The 22,395-nt window shown below is 60.4% G+C and carries 13 protein-coding genes; 7 read left to right on the top strand and 6 right to left on the bottom strand.

Features of this window, described 5'->3' with window-relative positions; genetic code table 11:
- Positions 1 to 67: 67 nt before the first annotated feature.
- From H9S92_RS08615 to H9S92_RS08595, 5 genes are all read right to left on the bottom strand, one after another.
- Complete coding sequence (locus H9S92_RS08615) at positions 68 to 778, bottom strand: ComF family protein (protein WP_187466304.1); 711 nt, start codon at positions 776 to 778, stop codon at positions 68 to 70.
- Positions 768 to 1,556: a hypothetical protein gene (locus H9S92_RS08610; protein ID WP_187466303.1), complete on the bottom strand. Its 789-nt coding sequence runs from the start codon at positions 1,554 to 1,556 to the stop codon at positions 768 to 770. The genes H9S92_RS08615 and H9S92_RS08610 overlap by 11 nt, the downstream gene beginning before the upstream one ends.
- 142 nt (positions 1,557 to 1,698) lie before the next feature.
- The gene (locus H9S92_RS08605; protein WP_187466302.1) at positions 1,699 to 3,105 is read right to left on the bottom strand and encodes a glucosaminidase domain-containing protein; all 1,407 of its coding nucleotides are present in this window, start codon (positions 3,103 to 3,105) and stop codon (positions 1,699 to 1,701) included.
- 264 nt (positions 3,106 to 3,369) lie between these two features.
- Positions 3,370 to 8,337 carry a T9SS type B sorting domain-containing protein gene (locus tag H9S92_RS08600; RefSeq protein ID WP_187466301.1) on the bottom strand — a complete coding sequence of 1,656 codons (4,968 nt, stop codon included), beginning with the start codon at positions 8,335 to 8,337 and terminating at the stop codon, positions 3,370 to 3,372.
- Positions 8,338 to 8,641: 304 nt separating this feature from the next.
- Positions 8,642 to 14,599, bottom strand: coding sequence for a T9SS type B sorting domain-containing protein (locus H9S92_RS08595; RefSeq protein ID WP_187466300.1), 5,958 nt, complete (start codon positions 14,597 to 14,599; stop codon positions 8,642 to 8,644).
- Positions 14,600 to 14,932: 333 nt separating this feature from the next.
- Here H9S92_RS08595 and H9S92_RS08590 point away from each other — a divergent pair, with 333 nt between their 5' ends.
- The 7 genes from H9S92_RS08590 (at position 14,933) to H9S92_RS08560 (ending at position 21,251) form a co-directional block, all read left to right on the top strand.
- Entirely contained in the window at positions 14,933 to 15,169 is a 237-nt protein-coding gene (locus H9S92_RS08590; protein ID WP_187466299.1) for an acyl carrier protein, read from the top strand.
- Positions 15,170 to 15,481: 312 nt separating this feature from the next.
- Positions 15,482 to 16,747: a beta-ketoacyl-ACP synthase II gene (fabF, locus tag H9S92_RS08585; protein WP_187466298.1), complete on the top strand. Its 1,266-nt coding sequence runs from the start codon at positions 15,482 to 15,484 to the stop codon at positions 16,745 to 16,747.
- A gap of 6 nt (positions 16,748 to 16,753) precedes the next feature.
- The gene (gene rnc, locus H9S92_RS08580) at positions 16,754 to 17,500 is read left to right on the top strand and encodes a ribonuclease III (protein WP_290283310.1); all 747 of its coding nucleotides are present in this window, start codon (positions 16,754 to 16,756) and stop codon (positions 17,498 to 17,500) included.
- Between the two features lie 214 nt (positions 17,501 to 17,714).
- Positions 17,715 to 18,899, top strand: coding sequence for a sensor histidine kinase (locus tag H9S92_RS08575; RefSeq protein WP_222936028.1), 1,185 nt, complete (start codon positions 17,715 to 17,717; stop codon positions 18,897 to 18,899).
- Between the two features lie 35 nt (positions 18,900 to 18,934).
- Positions 18,935 to 20,338, top strand: a complete 1,404-nt coding sequence (mnmE, locus tag H9S92_RS08570; RefSeq protein ID WP_187466297.1) for a tRNA uridine-5-carboxymethylaminomethyl(34) synthesis GTPase MnmE — start codon at positions 18,935 to 18,937, stop codon at positions 20,336 to 20,338.
- Between the two features lie 327 nt (positions 20,339 to 20,665).
- Positions 20,666 to 20,908 carry a hypothetical protein gene (locus H9S92_RS08565; RefSeq protein WP_187466296.1) on the top strand — a complete coding sequence of 81 codons (243 nt, stop codon included), beginning with the start codon at positions 20,666 to 20,668 and terminating at the stop codon, positions 20,906 to 20,908.
- A gap of 67 nt (positions 20,909 to 20,975) precedes the next feature.
- Positions 20,976 to 21,251, top strand: coding sequence for a hypothetical protein (locus H9S92_RS08560; protein WP_222936027.1), 276 nt, complete (start codon positions 20,976 to 20,978; stop codon positions 21,249 to 21,251).
- Between the two features lie 307 nt (positions 21,252 to 21,558).
- Here the strand turns inward: H9S92_RS08560 and H9S92_RS08555 are convergent, their stop codons facing one another.
- Positions 21,559 to 22,326: a glycoside hydrolase family 73 protein gene (locus H9S92_RS08555; protein WP_187466294.1), complete on the bottom strand. Its 768-nt coding sequence runs from the start codon at positions 22,324 to 22,326 to the stop codon at positions 21,559 to 21,561.
- Positions 22,327 to 22,395: the final 69 nt, after the last annotated feature.

Raw genomic sequence — 22,395 nt, 5'->3', positions numbered from 1 at the left:
GAAGTCCTTCCACCCTGCAGCAGCGAAATCAAACCGCGAGAACCGTCTCTCGCCCGTCAGCTTTTACTCATTCTGCAATGGCCAGGGTAGCAATACTGAGTGTAGCGTTCGCGTGGTGTTCCAGCAGCAGGTTGCCGCAGAAGTCCAGGGTGGCTCCGGTGGTCACTACATCGTCAACCAGCAATAGGTGCTGCCCGGCGTGGTTGCCGCGGCCGGGTCTAAAGGAATTGCGGACGTTTTCGACCCGCTGCAGGCGGTCCATCTTGGTCTGGGAGCCCTTGAAGTCGGTGCGGGTCAGGGCCTGCGGAAAAACGGGTACCCGCAGCACGCTGGCTACTCCACTGGCAATGCGTTCGGCCTGGTTGTAGCCCCGCTGGTGCAGCCGGCGGGGGTGGATGGGGACGGGGACTACGCCAGCCAGGTCGTGCAGGCTGGGGTGGTTGCGCAGGTAATTGCCCAGTTGGCGGCCAAGTTCGTCGCCGATCTCCGGGCGCTGGTAATACTTCAGCGCGTGCATGAGGGTTTGGCAGACGGAGCCGACGTTGAAGAAATAGAGGGCGACGCCGAGCTGTAGTTCCAGCCGTCCTTGAAATTTATCCGTGACGCGGTTTTCGGGCAGTTCCCAGTAGTTGGTGGGGGCCAGGTCGCTGAAGCAGGGCAGGCAAAGGGGCGTCCGTTGCCCGCCGGGGATGGTCCGCTGGCAGTTGAGGCAAAGGGTGGGGAAAAGCAAGGCCCCCAACCCGTAGCCCGTTTCCGTTGCCGTTTGCCTAATCGACATAGGTCCATTTGCGCAGGAAGCGTATGCCGACGGAAAGTTCGAGCGTGAAGTTGCGGATGGCCCGGGCACCGATGGTGCGGTTGCCCGCGCCGAAGGGGTCGATGACGTTGGGGATGGGCCCCTGGTTGTACTGGAAATTGAAGTCGGGGTGGGCCGTAATTTCTACAAAGCCACTGGCCCCCCGGGAAATGGGGAACAGGGCACCACCGCCGAAAGTAGCGCCGTAGGTGACGCGGTTGATGAAATCGTAGCTCTCAATGGGGTAGTTGGCCCGGAAGCCGATCCCGAACGATCCTTCCAGCTGGTCGTACTTGTCGAGGTTCGTGTCCAGGTTGTAATCGATGCGCAGGCCCAGTAGGTAGTAGAGGTCGGCCACCCGGTTGTAGCCGACGACGGATTTTGCCCCGATGCCCAGGGAAATGTTCTGAAAGCGGAAGTCGTCGGCGGGCAGCGTCACTCCGGTCCCACCAAAGGTGATGCCCCGCCTGCGGCTGATGCGGCTGCCCCGCAGGTGGTAGCCCAGCTGCCCGTAGAGGCTAAAGCGGCCACTGGCCGGGACCGACTCCAAAAACACGGCACCGTGGTAGGCCAACAGGAACTCCGTTTCCAGTCCGCTCCAATCCTGATTGCTGAAGCTCGGCCCTCCCTTGATGCCGAAGAGATAGCCTCCCCAGTCTACCCCATAGTCGCCCTCCTGATCGAGGTTCTGGGCGGAGAGGGAAAGACTGCCCAGCAGGGCAAGCAGGCAAAGCAGGGTCGTCGATGGCAAGTGGCGCACGGTTTCGGTTTTGGTCCTTAGGGTGCCAAGTTACGTCGCGCGCAGCGATTTGGTGGCCTGGTAGTGGGTCTGCCCTGCTCCCTATCCCATCTCCTCCCTTCGGGGGGCCGGGGGGGAGCACCTGCGGCCGCGCCCTTTATACCTACCGCACCCGCAGTTGCTGCCCGATGGAAATGGTGTTGGTGGACAGGCTGTTGAGTTGGCGCAGGGATTCTACCGTGACGCCGTAAGTGCGGCTGATGGCGTAGAGCGTTTCTCCCGCCTGGACGGAATGGAAGACGGGTTGGGGCAGGGAGGGGTTACCCGGTGGTACCGTGGTGGGTGGCACGTTGGGGACGGGAATGACCGTAGTGGGGGGCACGGAAGGGCTACCGGGAACGACAACCGTGGTGGGCGGCGGCGTAGTAGGCACTGGTGTGGTGGGGGGAGGCGGGGTGGGGTTGGGCCGGGGAAGGATGACTACGCCCGGACGCGGCGTGGTGGGCTCGTCGGTAGGATCCAGCAAGTCAATCTCTCCCTTGTCGTTGGTGGGGATGTCATTTACCGGTGTATTGGGGTCGATCTCCCCCTCCAGGCGGGGTGGGTTATCCACCTTGCCTCCCCGGAGTTTTACCTTTTGGCCGGTGGCCGGGTTGGCGGCTTCGTTGAGGCGGTTGCGGCGTGCCAGGTGCTCAAGCCGCAGGCCGTAGCGCTGGGCAATGGCGTAGAGGTCTTCCCCGACTTCCACCGTATGGAATTGTTCCCGCCCCCGGTAGCTTTTGCGTTTTTTCTGAAGGTACACGCGGTCGGTTGGCGCCACGAGTTGGCTGCTCTGGGAAAGGCCCTCGTTGTAATCCAGCAGGCGCTGGACGCTGAGGTCTACCTGCTTGGCGATGGCTTCAACGCTGATGGGGGCCTCGCTGACGAAGTAGCTCACGTCGTTGGTTTGGAGGATTCCGGTGATGAGTTCGTTGGTGGGGTTCTCCACTTCCACGGGGTCCACTGCACCCGGGGCGTCATACTGCTGCAGGTTATAGCGTTCGATGATGCCAATCAGCAGTTCCGGGTAGCGGGGGTTGGTGGCGTAACCGGCCTGCCGGAGGCCGTTGGCCCAGCCTTTGTAGTCGCGGGGGTCGAGGCGAAAGAGAAAGCCGTAGCGGAAGGACTTGGCCGGATCGCGAAGAAACTCCGAGTGGGCCACAAAACTGGCCTCCGCGTTGCGGTACTGCCGGAAGCAACTCTTGATCAGCTGGCCGTTGCTGTCGTAGTCATCGTCTTTGCGGTAGTATTCTTCCCCCTTCCAGTTGGAACCGCACTTGATGCCAAAATGGTTATTGGCCGAACGCGCCAGGACGCTCTGCCCGGAGTCGCTCTCCAGGATACCCTGGGCCAATTTGATGCTGGCCGGAACGCCTGATCGTTCCATCTCCCGGATGGCCACCTCTTTATAGCGGTTGATGTAGGCCTCCTGCTCGGCGTTATCGAAGATGAACGTATAGGGAATGGACGCCGCCGAAGCAGCAAAGCCCAGGAAGAGGGATAGAACGCTGGTGATGAAGAGTTTAGCCATGATACGGTAGTGTTGTGGGTAGGTAGTGCCTCGCAAAATTAGTCAAGCTGGCAGGAAGACTAAGGTCAGCAGAAAAATGGATCCAACCGCCAGCGAGTAATAGCTCCAGGCTAACGCTCAATATGGCCCAAATTGAGGCACCCAACGGCGCTTTTTTGAAAATCTTAGCGCCGCCGGGCAGTATTTTAAGAATTTCAGGCTGTTTTCATCCTTCCAGACTGCCAAAAGGCCGTCATTGGTCCGTTGGCCAGGTCCCCGCAAAGTTTACCGCAGCAACATCAGGTCGCCCTTTATCTCTACCTCCCGACCGTCGGCCAGCGTAACGGCTACGGTGAAAACGTAAACGGCCTGCTCGTGGATCTTGCCCTTGGCATTGCGGCCATCCCAGCCCCAGTTCGTGTCGTTGGGGCCCACGGGACCCGGAAAGAGGTAGACCTGGTTTCCCCAGCGGTCGAATACGGCAAAGCGACCGATGGATACGATGGATTGATCGGTATACACTTCAAACACATCGTTGATGCCGTCGTCATTGGGCGAAAAAGCACTGGGGGCGTACACCGGCGAGTAGCGGTCCACCAGTACTTCGGCGGAGGCGGTCGCTTCGCAGCCTTCGGCGTCGATGGCCGTGACGGTGTAAGTGGTTGTTTCCAAAGGGGTTACGAAAAAGCGGTTGCTGACCTGCAAGGTATCGGGGCCGGGAGAAAGGCGGTATCCCAGGGCCAGCAGGTCGGTGGTGGCCCGCAGCGCCACACTGTCGCCCTGCCGGATGAGCGAGCGGCGGGGGGTAAGCTCCAGCTGGCCACTCGGCGGCGGAGAAAAACCGAAACTTTCGCTGAGCCGGCAACCATTGGCGTCCTCGATCTCCAAAGTGTTGCTTCCTGCGGATACCCGGGTCGTATCCGGGAAAGCCAACAGGGGCATGAACGGTGTCTCCGTCCCCACCCGGAAAAGGTAGGGGCCAACGCCGCCCTGAATGTCACTCAATACCAGGCCGGGCAAAGGGCTCCGGCAAGTAGCGGGCACCTCGGCCGTACTTACCCGCAGGCTTTCCGGTTCGGTCAGGATAGCCATCCCTTCCGCCCGGCAACCCCGGGCACTGGTGACCTCCACGCGGTATTCACCCGCCGCCAGATTCCTCAGTTCGGGGCCCGTCTCGCCCGTGTTCCAACGAAAAGTGTAGGGCCCGGCCCCGCCCACCGGCAGGGCACGCACTGCACCGTCGTCTCCTCCGGCGCAACTAATGGCGAAGACGCCGTCGCCGCTCAAAATCTCTACCCCTGCCGCCAGGTCAGTCACTGCCGCCGTGACACTGCCACCGAAGAGGGGCCCGCAGGCCACCCCATTGTCCGCCCGCAGTATCGTAACCGTCACGCCGGCCGCAACGCGGCGCTGTAAGATCGTCCGGCCAGGCGGAATGCTGATGGGTTCGCCGGGGCGGTCACTCAGTTCAATGGACACGTTTTCGTTGCCGTTGTAGTCCACCGTCAGGTCCAGCGCGCCGTCAGGACAAATGATGCCGTCGCCCGAAATAAGCACCTCGGGCAGGGGGGTGACCCGGACAGTGACCAGGCCAACACTGTCACAGCCCAGCACACTGGCACCCGGCAACACCACCCGCTCGGCACTGGCGGCACCGGTGAAAATGCGGTCACCAAAACGGTAAGTATCCCCCGCACAAATGGTGGTATCGATGATCGTAGGGCGCTCCGGAAAAAACGAAAGGTTCACCTGGATGGCGCTGTCGCAGCCGCCCACCGAAGGGAAGGGGAGGGCGACCAGGCCCGTCGTACGGTTGCCGTGGAAGATGCCGTTGAAGTAAATCAGCGTATCGCCGGGGCAAATGGTCGTGTCCAGCACGCCCGTTACGGCCGGGAAAAATTGCAGGCTCACCCGCACCACACTGTCACAACCCTGGACCGTAGCGTCGGGCAAAACGACATTCCCCTGCCTCCGCTCGGCGTAAAACTGCTCGCCGAAGTAGGTGAGCGTATCGGTGGCACAGATGGTGGTATCGAGGGCGCTGAACGCAGGTGGAAAGAAAGTCACGGTGACAGCAACGGTCGAATCACAGCCATTTACCGAGGCTCCTTTCAAAGTGACGTCGCCCTGCGTCCGGCCCAGGTAAAACTGCTCCCCGAAGTAATCCAGGGTATCCGCCGCACAAATGATGCTGCTGAATGTCCCTCGTGCCGGCGGGAAAAAAGCGACGTTCACCGTCACGGTAGAATCGCAGCCATCAATGGATGCGCCGGGCAAGACCACTTCGCCCGTAGTTTGGCCGGGGTAAAACAGGGTGCCGAAGTAATCAAGCGTATCGGTGTCACAGCGGGTCGTGCTGAAGCTTCCGGTGGCGGCCGGGAAAAAAGCCACGCGCACGCTGACGGTAGAGTCGCAACCATTAACCGATCCGCCCGGCAAAACAACGTCGCCCATCGTCCGGCCGGGGTGGAACCGCGATCCGAAGTAGTCCAGGGTGTCGCCCGGGCAGATGGTCGTTGCAAAATCACCCAATGCCTGGGGATAGAAGCCGAGATTGATCCTAAGGCTGCTGTCACACCCGAAAACGGAAGCGTTGGGATAGTTGATGACGCCCGTGCGGCGGTTGGCGTCGAAGACTTGCCCCTCGTAAAGAAAAGTTTCTCCGGGGCACACGACCGGCGCCAGCGTACCGGTGGCCGCCGGACGGATGGGGATGGGAATGGGGAGGCTGACGTTGCGCCGGCAGCCGTTGGCACTCGTTACGTCCCGGAAAAAGAAACTGGCCCCGACGAAGCTCGTCAGGCCAAATTCTCCGGGGCAGAAAGTCCGCATTCCTGAGCCATTCAGCGTCAGGGTAGCCAGTGCCGAAGGCCCCCCCGTCCGCTCCAGTTCGTAGCGGATGGTGTAGGGGCCGGGCCCCGCGAGCTGAAAACTCAGGGTAACGCAGCCGTCGTCGCAAATCGGTGTCGGCGGCCGCACGGTCAGGGCAGGGAAGTCGGTAAAGGCCACAATGCTTACCGTGGCAGTGTCTGCGCAGCCAAAGTTATCGGATACGGTAAGCGTGTAGGTGCCAGGAGCCAGGTTGCTCAGCGCAGCGGTAGTGGCAGCGTTGCTCCAGCGGTAGGTCAGCGGTCCCGTGCCACCCGTAGCGACGGCCTGGGCCTGGCCGGTAGCACTGTTGCAGTCGGGTTGGGTGGTGGCGACGTTGACGCTGAGGTCGCAAGGGCCCGGGGCAACTACGGCAGTACACGAAGTGCTGCACCCGTCGGGGTTGGTAAGGACGATCTGGTAGGTGCCGGGCGCTAAGTTGCTAAAGGTGGTATCGGCGTTGGGCCGCAGCGGGAAGTCGCCCAGGTCTCCACTGATCCTTATTCCGTCCACTGCACCTGCGTGCGCGACCGTAATCTGCCCATCCCCGTTGCCCGCAATGCTTTCTGCCGTGGCCTGGCAATCCATTGTGAGCGGCAGTGGCTGGGTCAGTAAGATGGTGTCGCGGGCGGTGCAGCCATTCTCGTCCGTTACCTCCAGGTAGTAGCTGCCGGCGGCCACCTGTTGGGCGGTGGGGGTAGCCGGGAAGGTATCGACGGACCACCGGTAGCTTACGTTCCCCACCGCGTTGGTCACGGTAGCCGCGATGGACCCGTTGCGGTCGCCGAAGCAACCCACCTCTGCGGTCTGGGCCAGGGTGACGGCCAGCGGCGCGGGATCCGTCAGGGTAATGCTGATGGGTGGAAAAGTACAGCCCGTGGCATCGGATACGTTGGCGACGTAGGTCCCCGCCAGGAGGCCGGTGACGCTTTCCAGTCCATCGAGCGAATCGACGTTCCAGTCAACGGTAGCCGGTCCGATGGAACCCCCAATGCTAAGGTCGATGGTGCCCGTGGCGGAGCCCGCGCAAATGGGGTCGGTACTGCTGGACCCAACTTGCAGCATGCAGTCGGGCGGAATGCGGATGACGACGGACTGGAAACAGTCGGGGCGGTCAAACTCCCGCAGCGTAAAGGTGTAAAAGCCGGTTTGGAAAAGGCTGGCGGGCAGCGTGATGCCGCTGAAGTTGATGGGGCCGATGTTGGCCGCAGAGGTGGGGCCGGTAAACGTAAGGAAAAAGAAGGGTACGCCCGCCGTAGGGGAGATGGTGACCGAACCGTCGGCATTGTTGCTGAAGGTAAAATCAATCAGGCAGGGAGGGTCGGTAAGGACGGCAGTACAGATTTCCACGCAGGTGGAAATGTTGTCGGTAACGGTAATGGTGTAGGTGCCGGCAGGCAGGTTGGTGAGGTTGTAGGTGCCGGTGACTACGTTGCCCAGGGTGCCGCTTACTGGCCCCGTCCAGTCGACGCGAAAGTTGCCCGAGCCCGCCAGCAGGTCCAGGCGAATGCGTCCGTCGTTACCGCCAAAGCGGGTGGGGGAGAACACAGTGGAGCAGTCGACGGCGAGGTTGTCAAGGTCCCTGATCTCCCGTACCCAGCGGGAGGTGCAACCATAGTAGTCCATTACTTCCACCGAGTAAATGCCGGGGCTGAGGTTGCTCACGTCGCGGGAAGAGGAAGTAAAGCCGTTGGGGCCAGACCACAAAAAAGTAGCCCCGCTGCCGTCGTTGGCGACGCAGTAGAGTTCCGCCGTCTGGAAGTTGAGGAGATCCACCGACGCCCCCGTGCCGTTGCAACCCACGTCCTGGGCATCGACGGTGAAGGGCGGGTTGATACTCGGCGGCGGGCAGGAGGGGAAGAAGCTGATGGTTTCTTCGGTATAGCAGCCCTGGATTTCCCCCCCGAGGAGGTCGGGCTGCCCGTCGAAGTCATTGTCCACCGCGTCGTACACCCGGATGGTCCACACCCCGGGCGGGATGCAGATGCCGCCGAAATCGATGCTGATGGCCAGCTCTACGGCGTAATCCGTTCCGTTGGGTTGGTTGGGCAGGAAAAGCCGGGCACCGGTGAAGGGGTCGGTGACTTCGTATACTTCACTGCCGTTGTAGATCTGGGAGTAATAAAAATTGTTGGCGCCGGTGGCCGTCCAACGGATGAATGCCCCGTTGGCGGGGTTGTTGTCTCCCGTCACCGGTGTCTCTCCGGCGTGATCGAAAATGGTGATCGGGTTAGTGGCCGGGTTGCACGGGGGCGCAGCGCTTTTAGGGCCAACCAGCGACTGGTTAACCAGAGAAAGACCCAGGCTTGCTTGTTCCGCACTGCCGGTTTGCGCTTGTAAGGTCGTCAAGGCGCAAAGCAGCAGCACTACGTAAATCGGTTTCATCTTCAGCGCTTAGCACTCTTATCTAGTCTGCTGCAAGAATAGGAAGGTCACCAAAGGTAGTTTATTGAACGGCATATATTTCTACATTTAACGTATATGATTTGATAAAATACGGTCAGGGGGGCAATTTTGCGGGTGCGCCAAAGCACCCTCCACGGGCCGGTTATCGCATCAATTGCCGATCGTACGGCAGGCAGGCACGGGGCACGGGCAGCACCCGCATGCGCTTAAGGGGTAGCGGTACTCCCTTCCTCGCTCGCTCCCGGTCCTTTACCTGGCACCTGCGGCCGCGCCCGGAGGCGGCTTACCGCACCAATACCACCTCTCCTTTCAAAACGAGGCTACGCCCATCCCGCAAATCGGCGCGGATGCTGTAAACGTATACTCCCGGTTGGTGCAGCCTGCCGTCGGCCGTTCGTCCGTCCCAGCCCCAGGTTTGGTCCGCCGGGTCAATCGGTCCCGGGAGGCTCGCCACGAGGAATCCCCAGCGGTCAAAAACGGCAAACTCCCTGAAGCGCTCCACCTGCTCATCCCCGAAGGCCCGGAAGAGGTCGTTGCGGCCGTCTTCGTTCGGAGAAAAAGCATTGGGTACGTACACCGGCACGTAGCGGTCCACCAACACTTCCGCCTCCGCAGTTGCGGTGCAGCCGCTGTTGTCAATGGCCGTTACCGTATAGACGGTCGAAAGGGTGGGGGCAACGAAGAAGCTGTTTTCCGTCAACAAGCCTTCCGGCCCGGGCGTAAGCCGGTAGCCAATGGCCTCCAGGTCGGTCAGGACTTGCAGCCGGACACTGTCGCCCGTCCCGATAATTACCCGGTTGGGCGTCACCACAATGCTGCCCTGGGGGGCGGGTGCGAGCGTGAATTCCTGGGTCAGCAGGCACCCATTGGCGTCTTCGAGCGCGAAGGTGGTCACTCCCGCACTGGCCCGCAGGGTATCGGGGAAGGCCCCCGGACTCCGGAAAGGCCCGTCGCCCGTACGGTACACGTAAGGCCCCGTCCCCCCTTGAATGTCGGTAATGACCAGCCCGGGAAGGGTGTCCTGGCAGGTGGCATCGAGCGGCAGTACCGCCACGGCCATCACCTCCGGCGCCGTCAGCTTTACGCTGTCCTGGGCCTGGCAGCCCCGTCCGCTGGTCACCAGCAGGGAGTAGCTGCCAGCGGCCAGTCCACCGAGTTCTGCCCCATCCGCCCCGTTGCTCCAGGCGAAAGTGTAGGGGCCCGTCCCGCCGGTCGGGATGGCCAGCACCGCCCCATCTTCGGCGTCCGGGCAACTCACTGCGTACACGCCATTCCCACTCGTGATGTCAATCGAGACGGCCAGATCCGACTGGCTGACCAGCACCGCCCCGCTCAGCGCCAAGGGGCAGGCCCCCCCGTCGTTGGCGCTAAGAATGCGGACGGTAGTGCCAATCGCCGCCGCCACTTCCACCTCCGCAGAACCACTGAAAATGCTCAGGAATGCCCCGGGCTGGCTGCTCAGTTCCACCTGCGCAATGCCATCGCCGTCGTAATTGATCGTCAGCGGCAGCAAACCATCGGCACACACCACCCCGTCGCCGCTCAGGCTGACCGTAGCCGGTTCCAGCACCCGTACCGTCACCAGCACGAGGCTATCACAACCGTTCACGCTGGGCAGGTCCAAAACCACAGGTACCGCCGTAGCCGCCGCCGCAAAAGTCCTGCCGTGGAAGGTAAAGGAGGTGCCCGCGCAAATCGTTGTATCCAGCACCCCGCTCACCTGCGGGAAGAAACTTAGGCTAACCGCCACGGTCGAATCACAGCCATTGACGGAAGCTCCCGGCAGTACCACGTCGCCCATCGTGCGCGCGGCGTGGAAGCTTTCACCTGCGTAGGTCAGGGTATCGCCCGCGCAGAGCATTGCTGCGAAGGTCCCGACGGCGGGAGCAAAGAAGTTCACGCTGACGGCCACGGTCGAATCACAGCCGTTGACGGAAGCTCCCGGCAGTACCACGTCGCCCATCGTCCGCGCGGCGTGGAAGCTTTCACCGGCGTAGGTCAGGGTATCGCCCGCGCAGAGCATTGCTGCGAAGGTCCCGACGGCGGGAGCAAAGAAGTTCACGCTGACCGCCACGGTCGAATCACAACCGTTGACGGAAGCGCCGGGTAGGACCACGTCGCCCACCGTCCGCGCGGCGTGGAAGATTTCACCGGCGAACGTGAGGGTATCGCTGGCGCAAATGGTCGTGTCCAGGGCGCTGAACGCAGGTGCAAAGAAGGCCACGCTGACCGCCACGGTCGAATCACAACCGTTGACGGAAGCGCCGGGCAAAACCACGTCGCCCACCGTCCGCGCGGCGTGGAAGATTTCACCGGCGTAGGTCAGGGTATCGCCCGCGCAAAGCGTTGCTGCGAAGGTGCCGACGGAGGGAGCAAAGAAGGTCACGCTGACGGCCACGGTCGAATCACAACCGTTAACGGAAGCGCCGGGCAGGACCACGTCGCCCACCGTCCGCGCGGCGTGGAAGCTTTCACCGGCGTAGGTCAGGGTATCGCCCGCGCAGAGCGTTGCTGCGAAGGTGCCGACGGCGGGAGCAAAGAAGGTCACGCTGACGGCCACGGTCGAATCGCAGCCATTGGCGGATGCGCCGGGCAGGATCACATCACCCGTCGTCCGCGCGGCGTGGAAGCTTTCACCGGCGTAGGTCAGGGTGTCGTCCGCGCAGAGCGTTGCTGCGAAGGTGCCGACGGCGGGAGCAAAGAAGGTCACGCTGACGGCCACGGTCGAATCGCAGCCATTGGCGGATGCGCCGGGCAGGACCACGTCGCCCACCGACCGCGCGGCGTGGAAGCTTTCGCCGGCGTAGGTCAGGGTGTCGCCCGCGCAGAGCGTTGCTGCGAAGGTGCCGACGGCGGGAGGCAAACGGTTGATGTCCACAACGCTGGTGAAAGGCCTCGCGCAGCCATTCGCATCGGTTACGGTGAGGAAGTTGACGCGGGCGTTTTCCAGGTCGGGGAAACCAAAACTGGCCGGGCAGAAGCTCTCCACTCCGGAGGCCACAATGGTGAAGTTTGCGGCCTGGGGAGGGGCACCGTTGCGGCTAATGGTGTAGTCGACTTGAAACGGACCACTTCCCGTAAAACCAAAATTAATGTCCACACATCCGTCGTCGCAGACTGCGCTGGAGCCCAGGACGCTTGCCGTGGGGAAGTCGGTAAACGCCACGATGCTCACGCTGGCGTTGGCCTGGCACCCCAGCGCGTCGGTAGCCGTAACGGAGTAGCTTCCCGGGGTGAGGTTACTGACTAGGGCCGTACTTTCTCCGTTGCTCCAGAGGAAGCTGACGGCCCCGTTGGCCAGCAGGCTAGCGCTTGCTGCGGCGGAGCCCGTGGGGTTGTTACAGTCGGGCTGGGTGGGGGTGATGCTGGTGGTGATCTCGCAGCCGCCCTGGTTGACGATGGCGGTGCAGGTGGCGGTACAACCACTGTCGTCGGTAATCAACAGGTTGTAGGTGCCCGGTGGCAGACCCGTGAAGGTGGTGTCGCTGCCGCTGCTTACCCGCAAGGTGCCGAGGACGCTACTTAAGGTTACGGTTGGTCCGCCCCCCGCGATGGAAAGGGTGATGGTGCCGTCTTCCGCACCGGCGGCGGTTTCGGTAGTTGCGCTGCACAGGAGTTCCAGGGCGGCAGGCTGGCCCAGGCTCAGGCTGGCGTTGGCGGCACAGGAATTGGCGTCGGTGACGGTGAGGCCGTAAGTGCCTGCTCCCAGGTTCCGCAGGGTGTCGGTGTCGGTCGGGGCGGCTACTGACCAGGCGTAAGTCAGCATGCCACCAGCGTTAAGGACGGTGGCGGCAATGGCTCCGGTAGTTTCCCCAAAACAGTTAATGGGGCTGGTTTCGGTCAGTTGTACCTCCAGCGCTGGCGGGTCGAGCAGCGTAATCGTCAGCGGCGGCACCGGACAAGCGCTGTCATCGGAAACAATGACGGTGTAGGTCCCTGCTCCCAGGTTGCTGGCGCTGCTGAGGCCGTCGAAGGCATCATCGCTCCAGTCGATGGTCAGGCCACTGCTTGCTCCGGTCACCGCCAGGCTGATGCTTCCGTCGCTGCTGCCGAAGCAAAGCGGGTTGGTGGTCGTTGGAACTGCACTGAGATCGCACACCGGCCCCTCAACTACGAAAGTGACGGGCGGTGGAGGTGTAACGATGCAACAGGCGGGGGTGCCGGCGGCCGGCGCTGGCAGCACCAACACGAGTCGGTAAGTATCGATGGGGAGATTGATGGCGGTATCAGGACTGCTGCTGGCCGTAAAGCTCAGGTCCAGTCCGCCGGTGGTGCTGGTGATCCGGTAAGTCCAGGGCCCCGTTCCTGCCAGGTCCACCACTACTTCGCCCGTGCCATTCACCACTGTGGCGTCAAAAACCGAATCGACGGTGATGCTTTGGTCGGCACCACCGCCGGGTGGGCAGGTGAATGCCGTGATGCTGGCCATACAGGTCTGGGTACAGTTGTTGGCGTCGCGGATTTGCAAATTATACTGGCCGGGGACGAGGTTGCGGAGGGTGTCGCCGTTGGCTACTGTCAGGCCGGACTGCGGGGGCAGTGGATTCCCATCCGTGTCCACGGCGGTGTAAGTCAGGGTGTAGGCACCGGTTCCACCGGCCAGATTCAGCCCAATTCTGCCGTCGTTGGCGGCAGGACAGGTCTCGTTGAGAGCAGCGCAGGAAAATTGCAGCGCGGGTGGGGCCGTCAGGGTGTGGCTGCCCTCCAGAAAGCAACCCCGGTCATCGATGATCTGGAAATTGTAGGTGCCGGGGCCCAGGTTGCTGATGGTGGCTTGCGTGGAGCCCGAGACTCCGGGGCCAGTCCAAGATACCACCGGGTTTTGCCCGCCGGTAAAGGCGAGGGCAATCTGCCCGTCGTTCGCGCCTCCGCAAGTGATGGGGCTTGCCACATTGCTCACCAGGGTAAAGTCTGAGCAGTCGGGCCCCTCAATGGTGTAGAACTGAAACATATCACAGTCGGGCCGATTGACTTCGTAGACGGTGAAAACGTATTCCCCAACCATGAACTGTCCGCCCGGAAGGGTAATGCCCCCAATGCCAAAGGGCCCGATATCGTCCTGAAAAGAGGGCCCCGTGTAGCTGACCCGAAAGGGCGGCATCCCGCTGACGGGGGTGATGACGACGTCGCCCAGGGCATCTTGCATCACCGTAAAATCGACCATGCAGGGTGGATCAGGCAGGGTAACCATGCAGTTGTCCGTACATCCCGAAGTGTTATCGGTAACGGTAAAGGTATAGGTGCCAGCCAACAGGCCACCGATGTTGTTGTTGCCGTCGATCCCCGCCCGACTGCCCGAACTGGGCCCTGACCATGCAATCGTATAATTGCCCGTCCCCGACCCGATGTTCACCGCAACCACTCCATCGTTGCTGCCAAATACCGTTGGTCCATTCACCAGGTTGCAGTTGATGCTGACGGGGGGCAACTGGTTGACCGTGAAGGTGCCCTGCGTAATGCAGTCGTAGAAGTCCCGCACCTCCACCGTGTAAGTTCCGGGCATCAGGCCCGTAATGTTTTGGGTGGAAGCGGTAAAACCACCGGGGCCGGTCCACATCAGGCTGGCTCCTGCACCGATGGGGGAAACACAGTACAGGTCGTTGATGCTGTAGTTATTCAGGCTGATGGAGCCGCCGCCGTTGCAGCCGATGTCTACTACGTTGGCAGTGAAGGTGGTTGTATTGGGGGGTGGGCAGGAAGGGAAAAAGTCAAAGGAGCAAATTCTGAAGCACCCGATGATGGCCCCGTTGGCGTCCCGATCGGGCAGTAAATCTCCGTCGGCGTCCTGGACGTCCCACACCTGGACCGTCCAGGTGCCCGGGGCGAGGCAGGCGTTGCTGGATCCGCCGCCGATGGCCAGGGTAGCGGTATAGGTATTGGTGGCGGGGTCGCTCGCGGGGTATACCGAAAGGTTGGTGCCCGCCCGTACGATCTGAAAAGTATCGGGCCCGTTGTAGATGCGGCTGTAATAAAGGTTGCTGGACCCCGTGGCCGTCCAGGTCATAAATGCCCCGTCGCTGGGGTCATTATCGCCAGTATTCGGCAATTCGCCCTCGCAGCTTACAATGACAAAAGGGTTGGGATCGGTGCAGAGCATCTTGGCGTTGGAGGCCCTGCCGTGTTTGCCCGTAACGCGCTGGAGTTCCAGGGGGAACTGTGCGCTGGAGGGAGAAACCTGGGCAAAAACGGCGGAAAAAGAAAGGAAAAGAGCGAATAGAAGGAGGGTAAATTTGTCGAACATGCGTGCAAAGGGGATGGACGGGAAGGGGCGAAGTACCCCTAAAAGTACGGCAAAGCGGCAAAAGCCAAGAAAAAGTGCGCTGCCCAGCCCCGCCGCGTGCGGACCGCTGGACCAAAGAAAACCGGGCTGCTGAGGCTTAAAAGTCCCCCCCGGCCAGAAAAAAAACGGGGAAATAGTGACCAGCGCCGGGAAAAAGCGTCAGCCTGGCGTATACTTACGCTGTTGTAAGCTTACAACGCGGCCTTCAGCCTTCTTTTGAAGGGCAAGATTTGCTCAAGTAAACCTTTCGCACTTTCTTTGCGCCGCAATTATTCATTAAACGCCAACTATACTATGGCTAGCATTGAGGAAAAAGTAAAGAAGATTATTGTCGATAAGCTCGGCGTCGATGCAACGGAGGTAACTACCGATGCAAGTTTCCAGAACGATCTGGGAGCCGACAGCCTGGACACCGTCGAACTCATCATGGAGTTCGAGAAGGAATTCGACATCAGCATTCCTGACGAGCAGGCGGAGAACATCCAGACCGTCGGTCAGGCCGTTGCTTACCTCGAAAGCAGCGTGGGATAATCCCCTTCCCGCGATCTCTTTCGCTCCGCCGCCCGTGCGCCTGATCCCCAGGCTGCGGGCGGCGGTTTTGTTTGGCAAATACTGTAATTTTGCCCCGGCAAGCTTCAGCGGCCGGTTCTGGTGATCCCCGGCAACAACCCCAACACCGCCCGGGCCACCCAGCAAATGGCTGGCGACGCAAGGCCGCAGGGGCTTTGGTGTCTACGGCGGATCTGCTCCGCGTCGCCCGTTGGCGATAGCCGGCGTTTCGCCACCGCCGCCCTTCAACCGCCCCTCTGACGGAGGGGTTTAATCCTCCCAAATAAACAACCCATGCAGCGCGTAGTAGTAACTGGAATTGGTGCCCTTACCTCCATTGGCAACAGCGTACCCGAATACCTGGAAGGCCTCAAAACTGGCCGCAGCGGTGCCAAGCCCATCACCCAGTTCGATGCATCGCTCTTCAAAACCCAGTTTGCCTGTGAGGTGACGGACTGGGACCCCGCCGACCGGCTGGATGCCCGCGAGATCCGCCGGCTCGACCGTTACGTCACCATGGCGCTCTACGCTACCGACGAGGCCATGAAGATGGCGGGCATCCTGAACGAGAGCGGAGAGAAAATCTTCGAGCTCAACCCCGACCGTGCCGGCGCCATTGTCGCCAGCGGCATCGGTGGCCTGCGCTCACTGGAAGAAGAGATTGAGTCTTTCGACGGCGGCAACGGCACCCCCCGTTACAATCCTTTCATGATTCCCCGCATGATTGCCAACATGGGGGCTGGCCACATCAGCATGGCTCATAACCTGCGCGGTCCTTCCTACGCCACCGTCAGCGCCTGTGCATCGGGTGGACACGCCCTGGCCGCGGCAGCCGACGATATTCGCCTCGGGCGGGCCGACTTCATGGTCACCGGTGGCGCCGAAGCGGTAGTGACCAAAGTAGGCGTGGGCGGCTTCAACAGCATGAAAGCCCTCAGCACCCGCAACGACGATTTCAAAACGGCCTCCCGGCCCTACGATGCCGACCGGGATGGTTTCGTACTCGGCGAAGGCGCGGGCATCATCATCCTGGAAAGCCTTGAGCACGCCCAGGCCCGGGGTGCCACCATCCTGGCCGAAGTAGCCGGGTACGCCGCCAGCTCCGATGCCTACCACATCTCCGCCCCCCATCCGGAAGGCGCCGGTGCCAAAATCGCCATGGAGAATGCCCTGCGCTACGCGGGCCTGAAGCCCGCCGACATTGACTACATCAACACCCACGGCACCTCCACCCCCATCGGTGATACGGCCGAACTGCGGGCCATCCAACTGGCCTTCGGAGACGCGGCCTACGACCTCCACATCAGCTCCACCAAGTCAATGACCGGCCACCTGCTGGGTGCCGCCGCAGCCGTCGAGTCCGTCGCCTGCATCCTCGCCATCCAGCACAATTTCGTTCCTCCCACTATCAATCACTTCACCGACGATCCCAATATCGACCCCCGGCTGAACCTAACTTTTAATAAGGCGGTGGAAAAAACGGTAAATGCCGCTTTAAGTAATACCTTTGGCTTCGGCGGACACAACTCTGCTACCATATTCAAGCGGTTCAATTCCTGATTTGCGGTGATCAAAACGGCTAGACGATTCTACAACTACTATCTATCTCCGGAAAAGGAATTCGTCCGGAGGCTGCGTCGTCTGCTGGGCTTCACCCCCGCCTACCTCTCGGTATTTAAGCTCGCCTTTCAGCACAAGAGCAACAACCAGGAAGTCCAGGCCCGGGCTTTGCCCTACGGCGGGCAAAACAACGAGCGCCTGGAGTTTCTGGGGGACGCCGTGCTCGGCACCGTGGTGGCGGAGTACCTCTACAAAAAGTACCCCACCGAAGACGAGGGCTTCCTCACCAAGATGCGCTCCAAGATCGTCAAGCGCAACAGCCTCAACGAGATCGGCTACAACATGGGGCTCGATGAGTTGCTCTCGACCTACAACAACGTCCGCATCGCCAAATCCATGCTCGGCAACGCCGTCGAAGCCCTGGTGGGCGCCGTCTACGTCGAACAAGGCTACCAGCTGACCACACGCTTCATCGTGCAGCGCATGCTCAAGAACTACGTCGACGTCACTCACCTCGAGAACTTCGACGACAACTACAAGAGCCAACTGCTGGAACACTGCCAGAAGAACGGGCAAAAGGTAGACTATGCCATCATCAAGCGCTTCAAACAAGACAAGCGCGACCGCTTCAAGGTCGCTGTCTTGGTCAACGGCGAACGCCTGGCCGTGGGCGAAGACTTCAACAAGAAAAGCGCCGAGCAGATTGCCAGCCGCCGCGCCCTGCAGGGGCTGGGTTTGCCAGTGGACAGTTGAACGTCTGCCTGCTTCCCCCGCTCTTCCCCCCGGGACCTTTCCCTGCACCTGCGTCCGCGCCCGCTAAAACCAAGCCCAACTGTCCGGAAAGGCCATCAAGCAGCGGATTATGGCGCAATTGCATACCTTACCCCTTCGTGGGGCGTTACAGCCTGGTGGGGAGCCGTAGTGATCATCCCCGCAGCGCCTTAACTTTGCCGCCGCGAGTCCGTGCATGAGCATCCTGAACATCTCTTCCCGCTGGCCTTGGTACCTCGCCCTCATCGGACTGACGATAGTGGTGGCTTCGGTGTGGTACACCAACCGACTGGCCAATCAGTTAGCGGAAGTGGAGCAGCATTTCGTAGAACTGTATAAACTCTCCGTTGAAGAAATTGAGGAGTTGACTTCAGACGCCGATTTGCAGCTGGACGTTACTTTCCAGACCGAAGTGCTCAAGCAAATGGAAACCGTGCCCCGGATCACCACTGACATGAACGGCCACGTAGTTTACTGGGCCGGATTCGGGAGCAGGGATAACGATGCATTCGGCGAACGGTACGAAGACTCAGTGTACATCCAACGAGTAGTGGAAAGCTGGATCGAAGAAGGCAGAGTGCCCGTGCGCGGCTATGCCCAGTTGCAGTACTTCGGGGAAAGCCGCCTGCTGCGGCAACTGCGCTTTTTCCCCATTGTACAGGCCATCCTGATCGGAACATTCATTTTCCTCGGCTACCTCGGCATCAACCAGGCGCGGAGGGCCGAGCAAAACCGCGTGTGGGTGGGCATGGCCAAAGAAACCGCCCACCAGCTGGGCACCCCCATCAGCGCCATAATGGGTTGGGTGGAGCACCTGAAAGTGATGTACGCCGAAGATGCGGAGATACTGGAAGTCAGTAATGAACTCAGCCACGACGTCGATCGCCTCTCCATGGTGGCCAACCGTTTCAGCAAGATCGGTGCTACCCCGGAGTTGGAACCGGTGAACGTATATGCCGAACTGGAAAAGTGCCGGGAATACATGGCCAAGCGGGCACCGCGCAAGGTAAGTTTCGACTTCCCCGACCCCGCTTCACCGCCCATCAAAATTGCCATCAATCCCCTGCTTTTCGACTGGGTCATTGAGAACTTGTTGCGCAATGCCCTCGATGCGATGGACGGCACCGGGCGCATCACCGGGCGTGTCCGCGAGGCGGAGAATATGGTATTGATTGACATCACCGACACCGGCGGCGGCATCGCGCCGAAGAACGTACGCAAGGTGTTCAACCCCGGCTTTACGACCAAAAAGCGCGGCTGGGGGCTGGGCCTCAGCCTGGTTAAGCGCATCGTGGAAGAATACCACCGGGGCCGGATCAACGTAAGCTATTCGGAGATCGGCGTGGGCACTACCTTTACGATTGCGCTGCCCAGGGTCTGATCCTTTTTCCGTTTTTGTCCACCAAATTTTTCCTTTTGTCCCCGTCTTCTTCAGTCATCGTTGCTATTGCCACCCCGGTGGGGGAGGGCGCGCTGGGCGTGGTTCGCCTGAGTGGGCCGGGCTGCATTGCGCTGATCGATCCTTTTTTTGCGCGGCCGCTGGTGCAGGGGAAGTCGCGGGTAGCAATGTTCGGGGTGCTCCGCGACAGCGCCGGGGAAGCGATCGACGAGGTGGTCCTCACGCTGTACCGCGCGCCGGGGAGTTATACGGGCGAAGATTCCGTAGAGATTTCCTGTCACGGCAGCCCCTACATCCTCAGCCGGGTCGTACAACTTTGTATTGACGCGGGGGCGGGGATGGCGGCGCCGGGGGAATTCAGCCAACGGGCCTTCCTCAACGGTAAGCTCGACTTGAGCCAGGCCGAAGCCGTGGCCGATCTCATCGCCAGCCAGTCGGCGGCCGCCCACCGCATTGCTTTAGGACAACTGCGGGGCGGTGTGAGTAACGAAATCACAGACCTACGCGGCCAGCTCATCCACTTCGCCAGCCTCATTGAGTTGGAACTCGACTTCGGGGAAGAAGACGTCGAATTTGCCGACCGCAACGAACTGCGCCGCCTGGTGGACCACATCCGGGAGCGGATTGCTGCCCTGACGACCTCCTTCCGGCTGGGCAACGCCATCAAACACGGCGTTACTACCGTCATTGCCGGCCGGCCCAACGCCGGCAAATCCACCCTCCTCAACGCCCTGCTCAACGAAGAACGGGCCATTGTTTCCGACATTCCCGGTACTACCCGGGATACCATCGAAGAGACGATTAACATCGGCGGGGTCAACTTCCGCCTGGTCGATACCGCCGGCTTGCGCACCACCTCCGACAGCATCGAGGCCATCGGCGTAGCGCGGGCTTTGGAGCGGGTGCGGACGGGGCAGGTGCTGGTCTACGTCTTCGACGTGATCGAAACCGCCCCGGCTACCCTGTGGGCAGATCTCGACGAACTCTACCGCCCCGACCTTCAACTGGTGCTCGTGGCGAATAAGATGGACCTCAACCCCTACACCCAATTCAGCCACTACTTCGGCAGCGACTACGCCGGCCGGTGGGCGGTGGACGAGGAAGACTTCGTACCCATGATTGCCCGCGACAAGGCCAACCTCGGATACCTCCAACAGCGGATACTGGCCGCCGCAACCGGCGGAACCGGAGCGCTGGACCAAAACCAGGTGGTGCTTTCCAACGGCCGGCATTACGCTGCACTGACCCGCGCCGACGAGGCCCTGGCCCGGGTGGATGAGGGCCTGCGCAGCGGCATCAGCCACGATTTTATTGCCATGGACATCCGTCAAAGCCTCCGCGACCTGGGTGAAATCACCGGGGAAATCACCACCGACGACCTGCTCGGGAACATCTTTTCGAGCTTTTGCATCGGAAAATAATTGCCGTTCAACGCATTTTTCCTACCGTTCCGTAAATATACGGTCATAATGCAACTTCCGGCGCAGGCGCTGAATTTGGCGATTGTGCCATCTATTTGCTGTCTAAAGGGGAGAAAATGGCCCGGTTTTACCCGTCAAACCCCGTGTTTTGCCCGGATTGTAACTTTTTAGATTACAAACAGGCTGTCGCGACAACTTTATCACCGCTTTGCTAAGCCATTGAACTTTAAGGACTTAGTACTAATTTTGACGTTCTCTCTAACACAGATGTGAAAGGTCCGGATTTATCTTGTTTTTGGGCCAATGACAATCGTAAGACAGCATAGCGTGAATTCAGAATCAAACTACGGCCGGCTCAGCCACGGCAGCTTCAACGGAGAAGAAGAAACTTACAGTGCCCAAGGTTCTGCCGTTTCTGATAATGTTGTGCAGTACTCCCACGAGACTTACGGGATGACCGAAGCAGAATACAACGCCTATCTATCAGCGGGGGAAGAATCCGCCAGATTGTGCGACGACATACACTACTACCTTTTTAACACACCCAATGCCGCAGCTTACTTTTATTAGGCCCAACTACGTTTACACCCTTCGCGGTCCTCTTGGACCAAATTCATCAGTAAGGTTCATCTTGCCCTTGACTGCCGAGAAATTTACCACCCGGCACTTCCAACAGAATATCTCGGTTTTGGCCCTGACTCCCCGCGATCCGGGAGTTGAGGTAGACGTGCGCGTAAAGATCAATTGCCGCGGGAATGGGGGGAGTGCCGCTTTGCCCGAAGACCACTGGGTCGTTATCGACTCGATCTTCCCGCTGAGAAAAGAAAGCCTCATCGTCACATCCGCTACCCCGATTACGGACGTGGAGGAACGGGAAGTTCGGCAGCGGCTGAGGGATTGGCTCGGGTTGTAGCGTCGCGGATTTGGCTGGACTAAGCACAAGAGACTTGGTCGGGCTAAAGCCGCAACAATACAGTTGGCGCTAAGGCCGCGAAAATACAGTTGGGGGCTAAGGCCGCGAAAATATAAGCCAAAAGACCCGTTTCCCCGGAAGAGGGGAAACGGGCCGAAACACTCAAAACGTCAAACCTGTAAATTTTTGGTTGGGGCGGGGAGATATTGTTGGGCTTTAGCCCGCCTGGGTTCGGGTGTAAGGCTGACTAACATTTCAGACCTGCTCGGGCTTGCGCCCGAAGCTTAGTCGGGCTAAAGCCGCGCCGCTACAGTTCGTCGTAGCGCCACAGTTCGAGGTCTTCGATGGTGCGGATGAGCTTTTCGCCGTAGCGCGGGTCGGTGGCGTAGCCCGCTTTGCTGAGGCCGTGGGACCACGCTTTGTAATCGGTAATGGGCAGGTCGAAGAGGGGTTGGTAGCGGTCTTTGCGGAGCACTTCGCTGTGGGCGCGGAAACTTTCCTCGGGGCTATCGAAGATGCGGAAGAAGTCTTTGTGGTGGTCATCGCTGTGGTTGGAGCAATGCCCTTTGCGGCATTGTTTGCTGAAGCACTTGATGCCGAAGTGGTTTTTGTTTTTGGTGGCCAGGGTGGAGCTTCCCGTGCCGCTTTCGAGCAGGCCCTGGGCCAGGGTGATGGAGGCGGGGATGCCGTGGGTGGCCATCTGTTCGAGGGCTATGTTTTTGTAGGTGTCTACGTAGGCCAGTTGTTTGAGCTGCTTGGCGGTCCAGGCTTTTTTCGGAGCGACGTAGTTGGCGAGCCTTGCTGCTACGTCTTCCCCCGCACCTGCGTTTAGCGCCCCCTCCGGCTGCCCGGTAGAGGAAGGGTCCGAAAAAACGGTGCGCTCGGAGGTAGTGAAGAGTCCATCCCAGTTGATGCTCAGGCTGAAACTGAACTCCCGGCGGGTAAACACCAGGGTAAGGGAGGCCAGGAAGACCAATTTGGTCCACGGACTGGTAAACTGCTCGTAGATGCGCCGCCAAAATTCACGCAACATCAGCACCAGGCTGCTCGGGATGGGAAGGTGGATTTGCTTCATGGCTACGGATTATGACCGCAAGGTAAACGCTTTTGTTGGTAGTTTCCAAATTTAAAACACAAAAAGTTT

The organism is Neolewinella lacunae, assembly GCF_014349155.1.
GTDB lineage: Bacteria > Bacteroidota > Bacteroidia > Chitinophagales > Saprospiraceae > Neolewinella > Neolewinella lacunae.
The sequence above is the reverse complement of the archived record's forward strand: the minus strand, read 5'-3'. Positions and strand labels throughout refer to the sequence as shown.

Excerpts from the sequence above, each read along its gene's own strand:
- H9S92_RS08615 (WP_187466304.1), bottom strand. The coding sequence starts at position 778 with ATGTCGATTAGGCAAACGGCAACGGAAACGGGCTACGGGTTGGGGGCC.
- H9S92_RS08605 (WP_187466302.1), bottom strand. The coding sequence starts at position 3,105 with ATGGCTAAACTCTTCATCACCAGCGTTCTATCCCTCTTCCTGGGCTTT.
- H9S92_RS08600 (WP_187466301.1), bottom strand. The coding sequence starts at position 8,337 with ATGAAACCGATTTACGTAGTGCTGCTGCTTTGCGCCTTGACGACCTTA.
- H9S92_RS08595 (WP_187466300.1), bottom strand. The coding sequence starts at position 14,599 with ATGTTCGACAAATTTACCCTCCTTCTATTCGCTCTTTTCCTTTCTTTT.
- H9S92_RS08590 (WP_187466299.1), top strand. The coding sequence starts at position 14,933 with ATGGCTAGCATTGAGGAAAAAGTAAAGAAGATTATTGTCGATAAGCTC.
- fabF (WP_187466298.1), top strand. The coding sequence starts at position 15,482 with ATGCAGCGCGTAGTAGTAACTGGAATTGGTGCCCTTACCTCCATTGGC.
- H9S92_RS08575 (WP_222936028.1), top strand. The coding sequence starts at position 17,715 with ATGAGCATCCTGAACATCTCTTCCCGCTGGCCTTGGTACCTCGCCCTC.
- H9S92_RS08555 (WP_187466294.1), bottom strand. The coding sequence starts at position 22,326 with ATGAAGCAAATCCACCTTCCCATCCCGAGCAGCCTGGTGCTGATGTTG.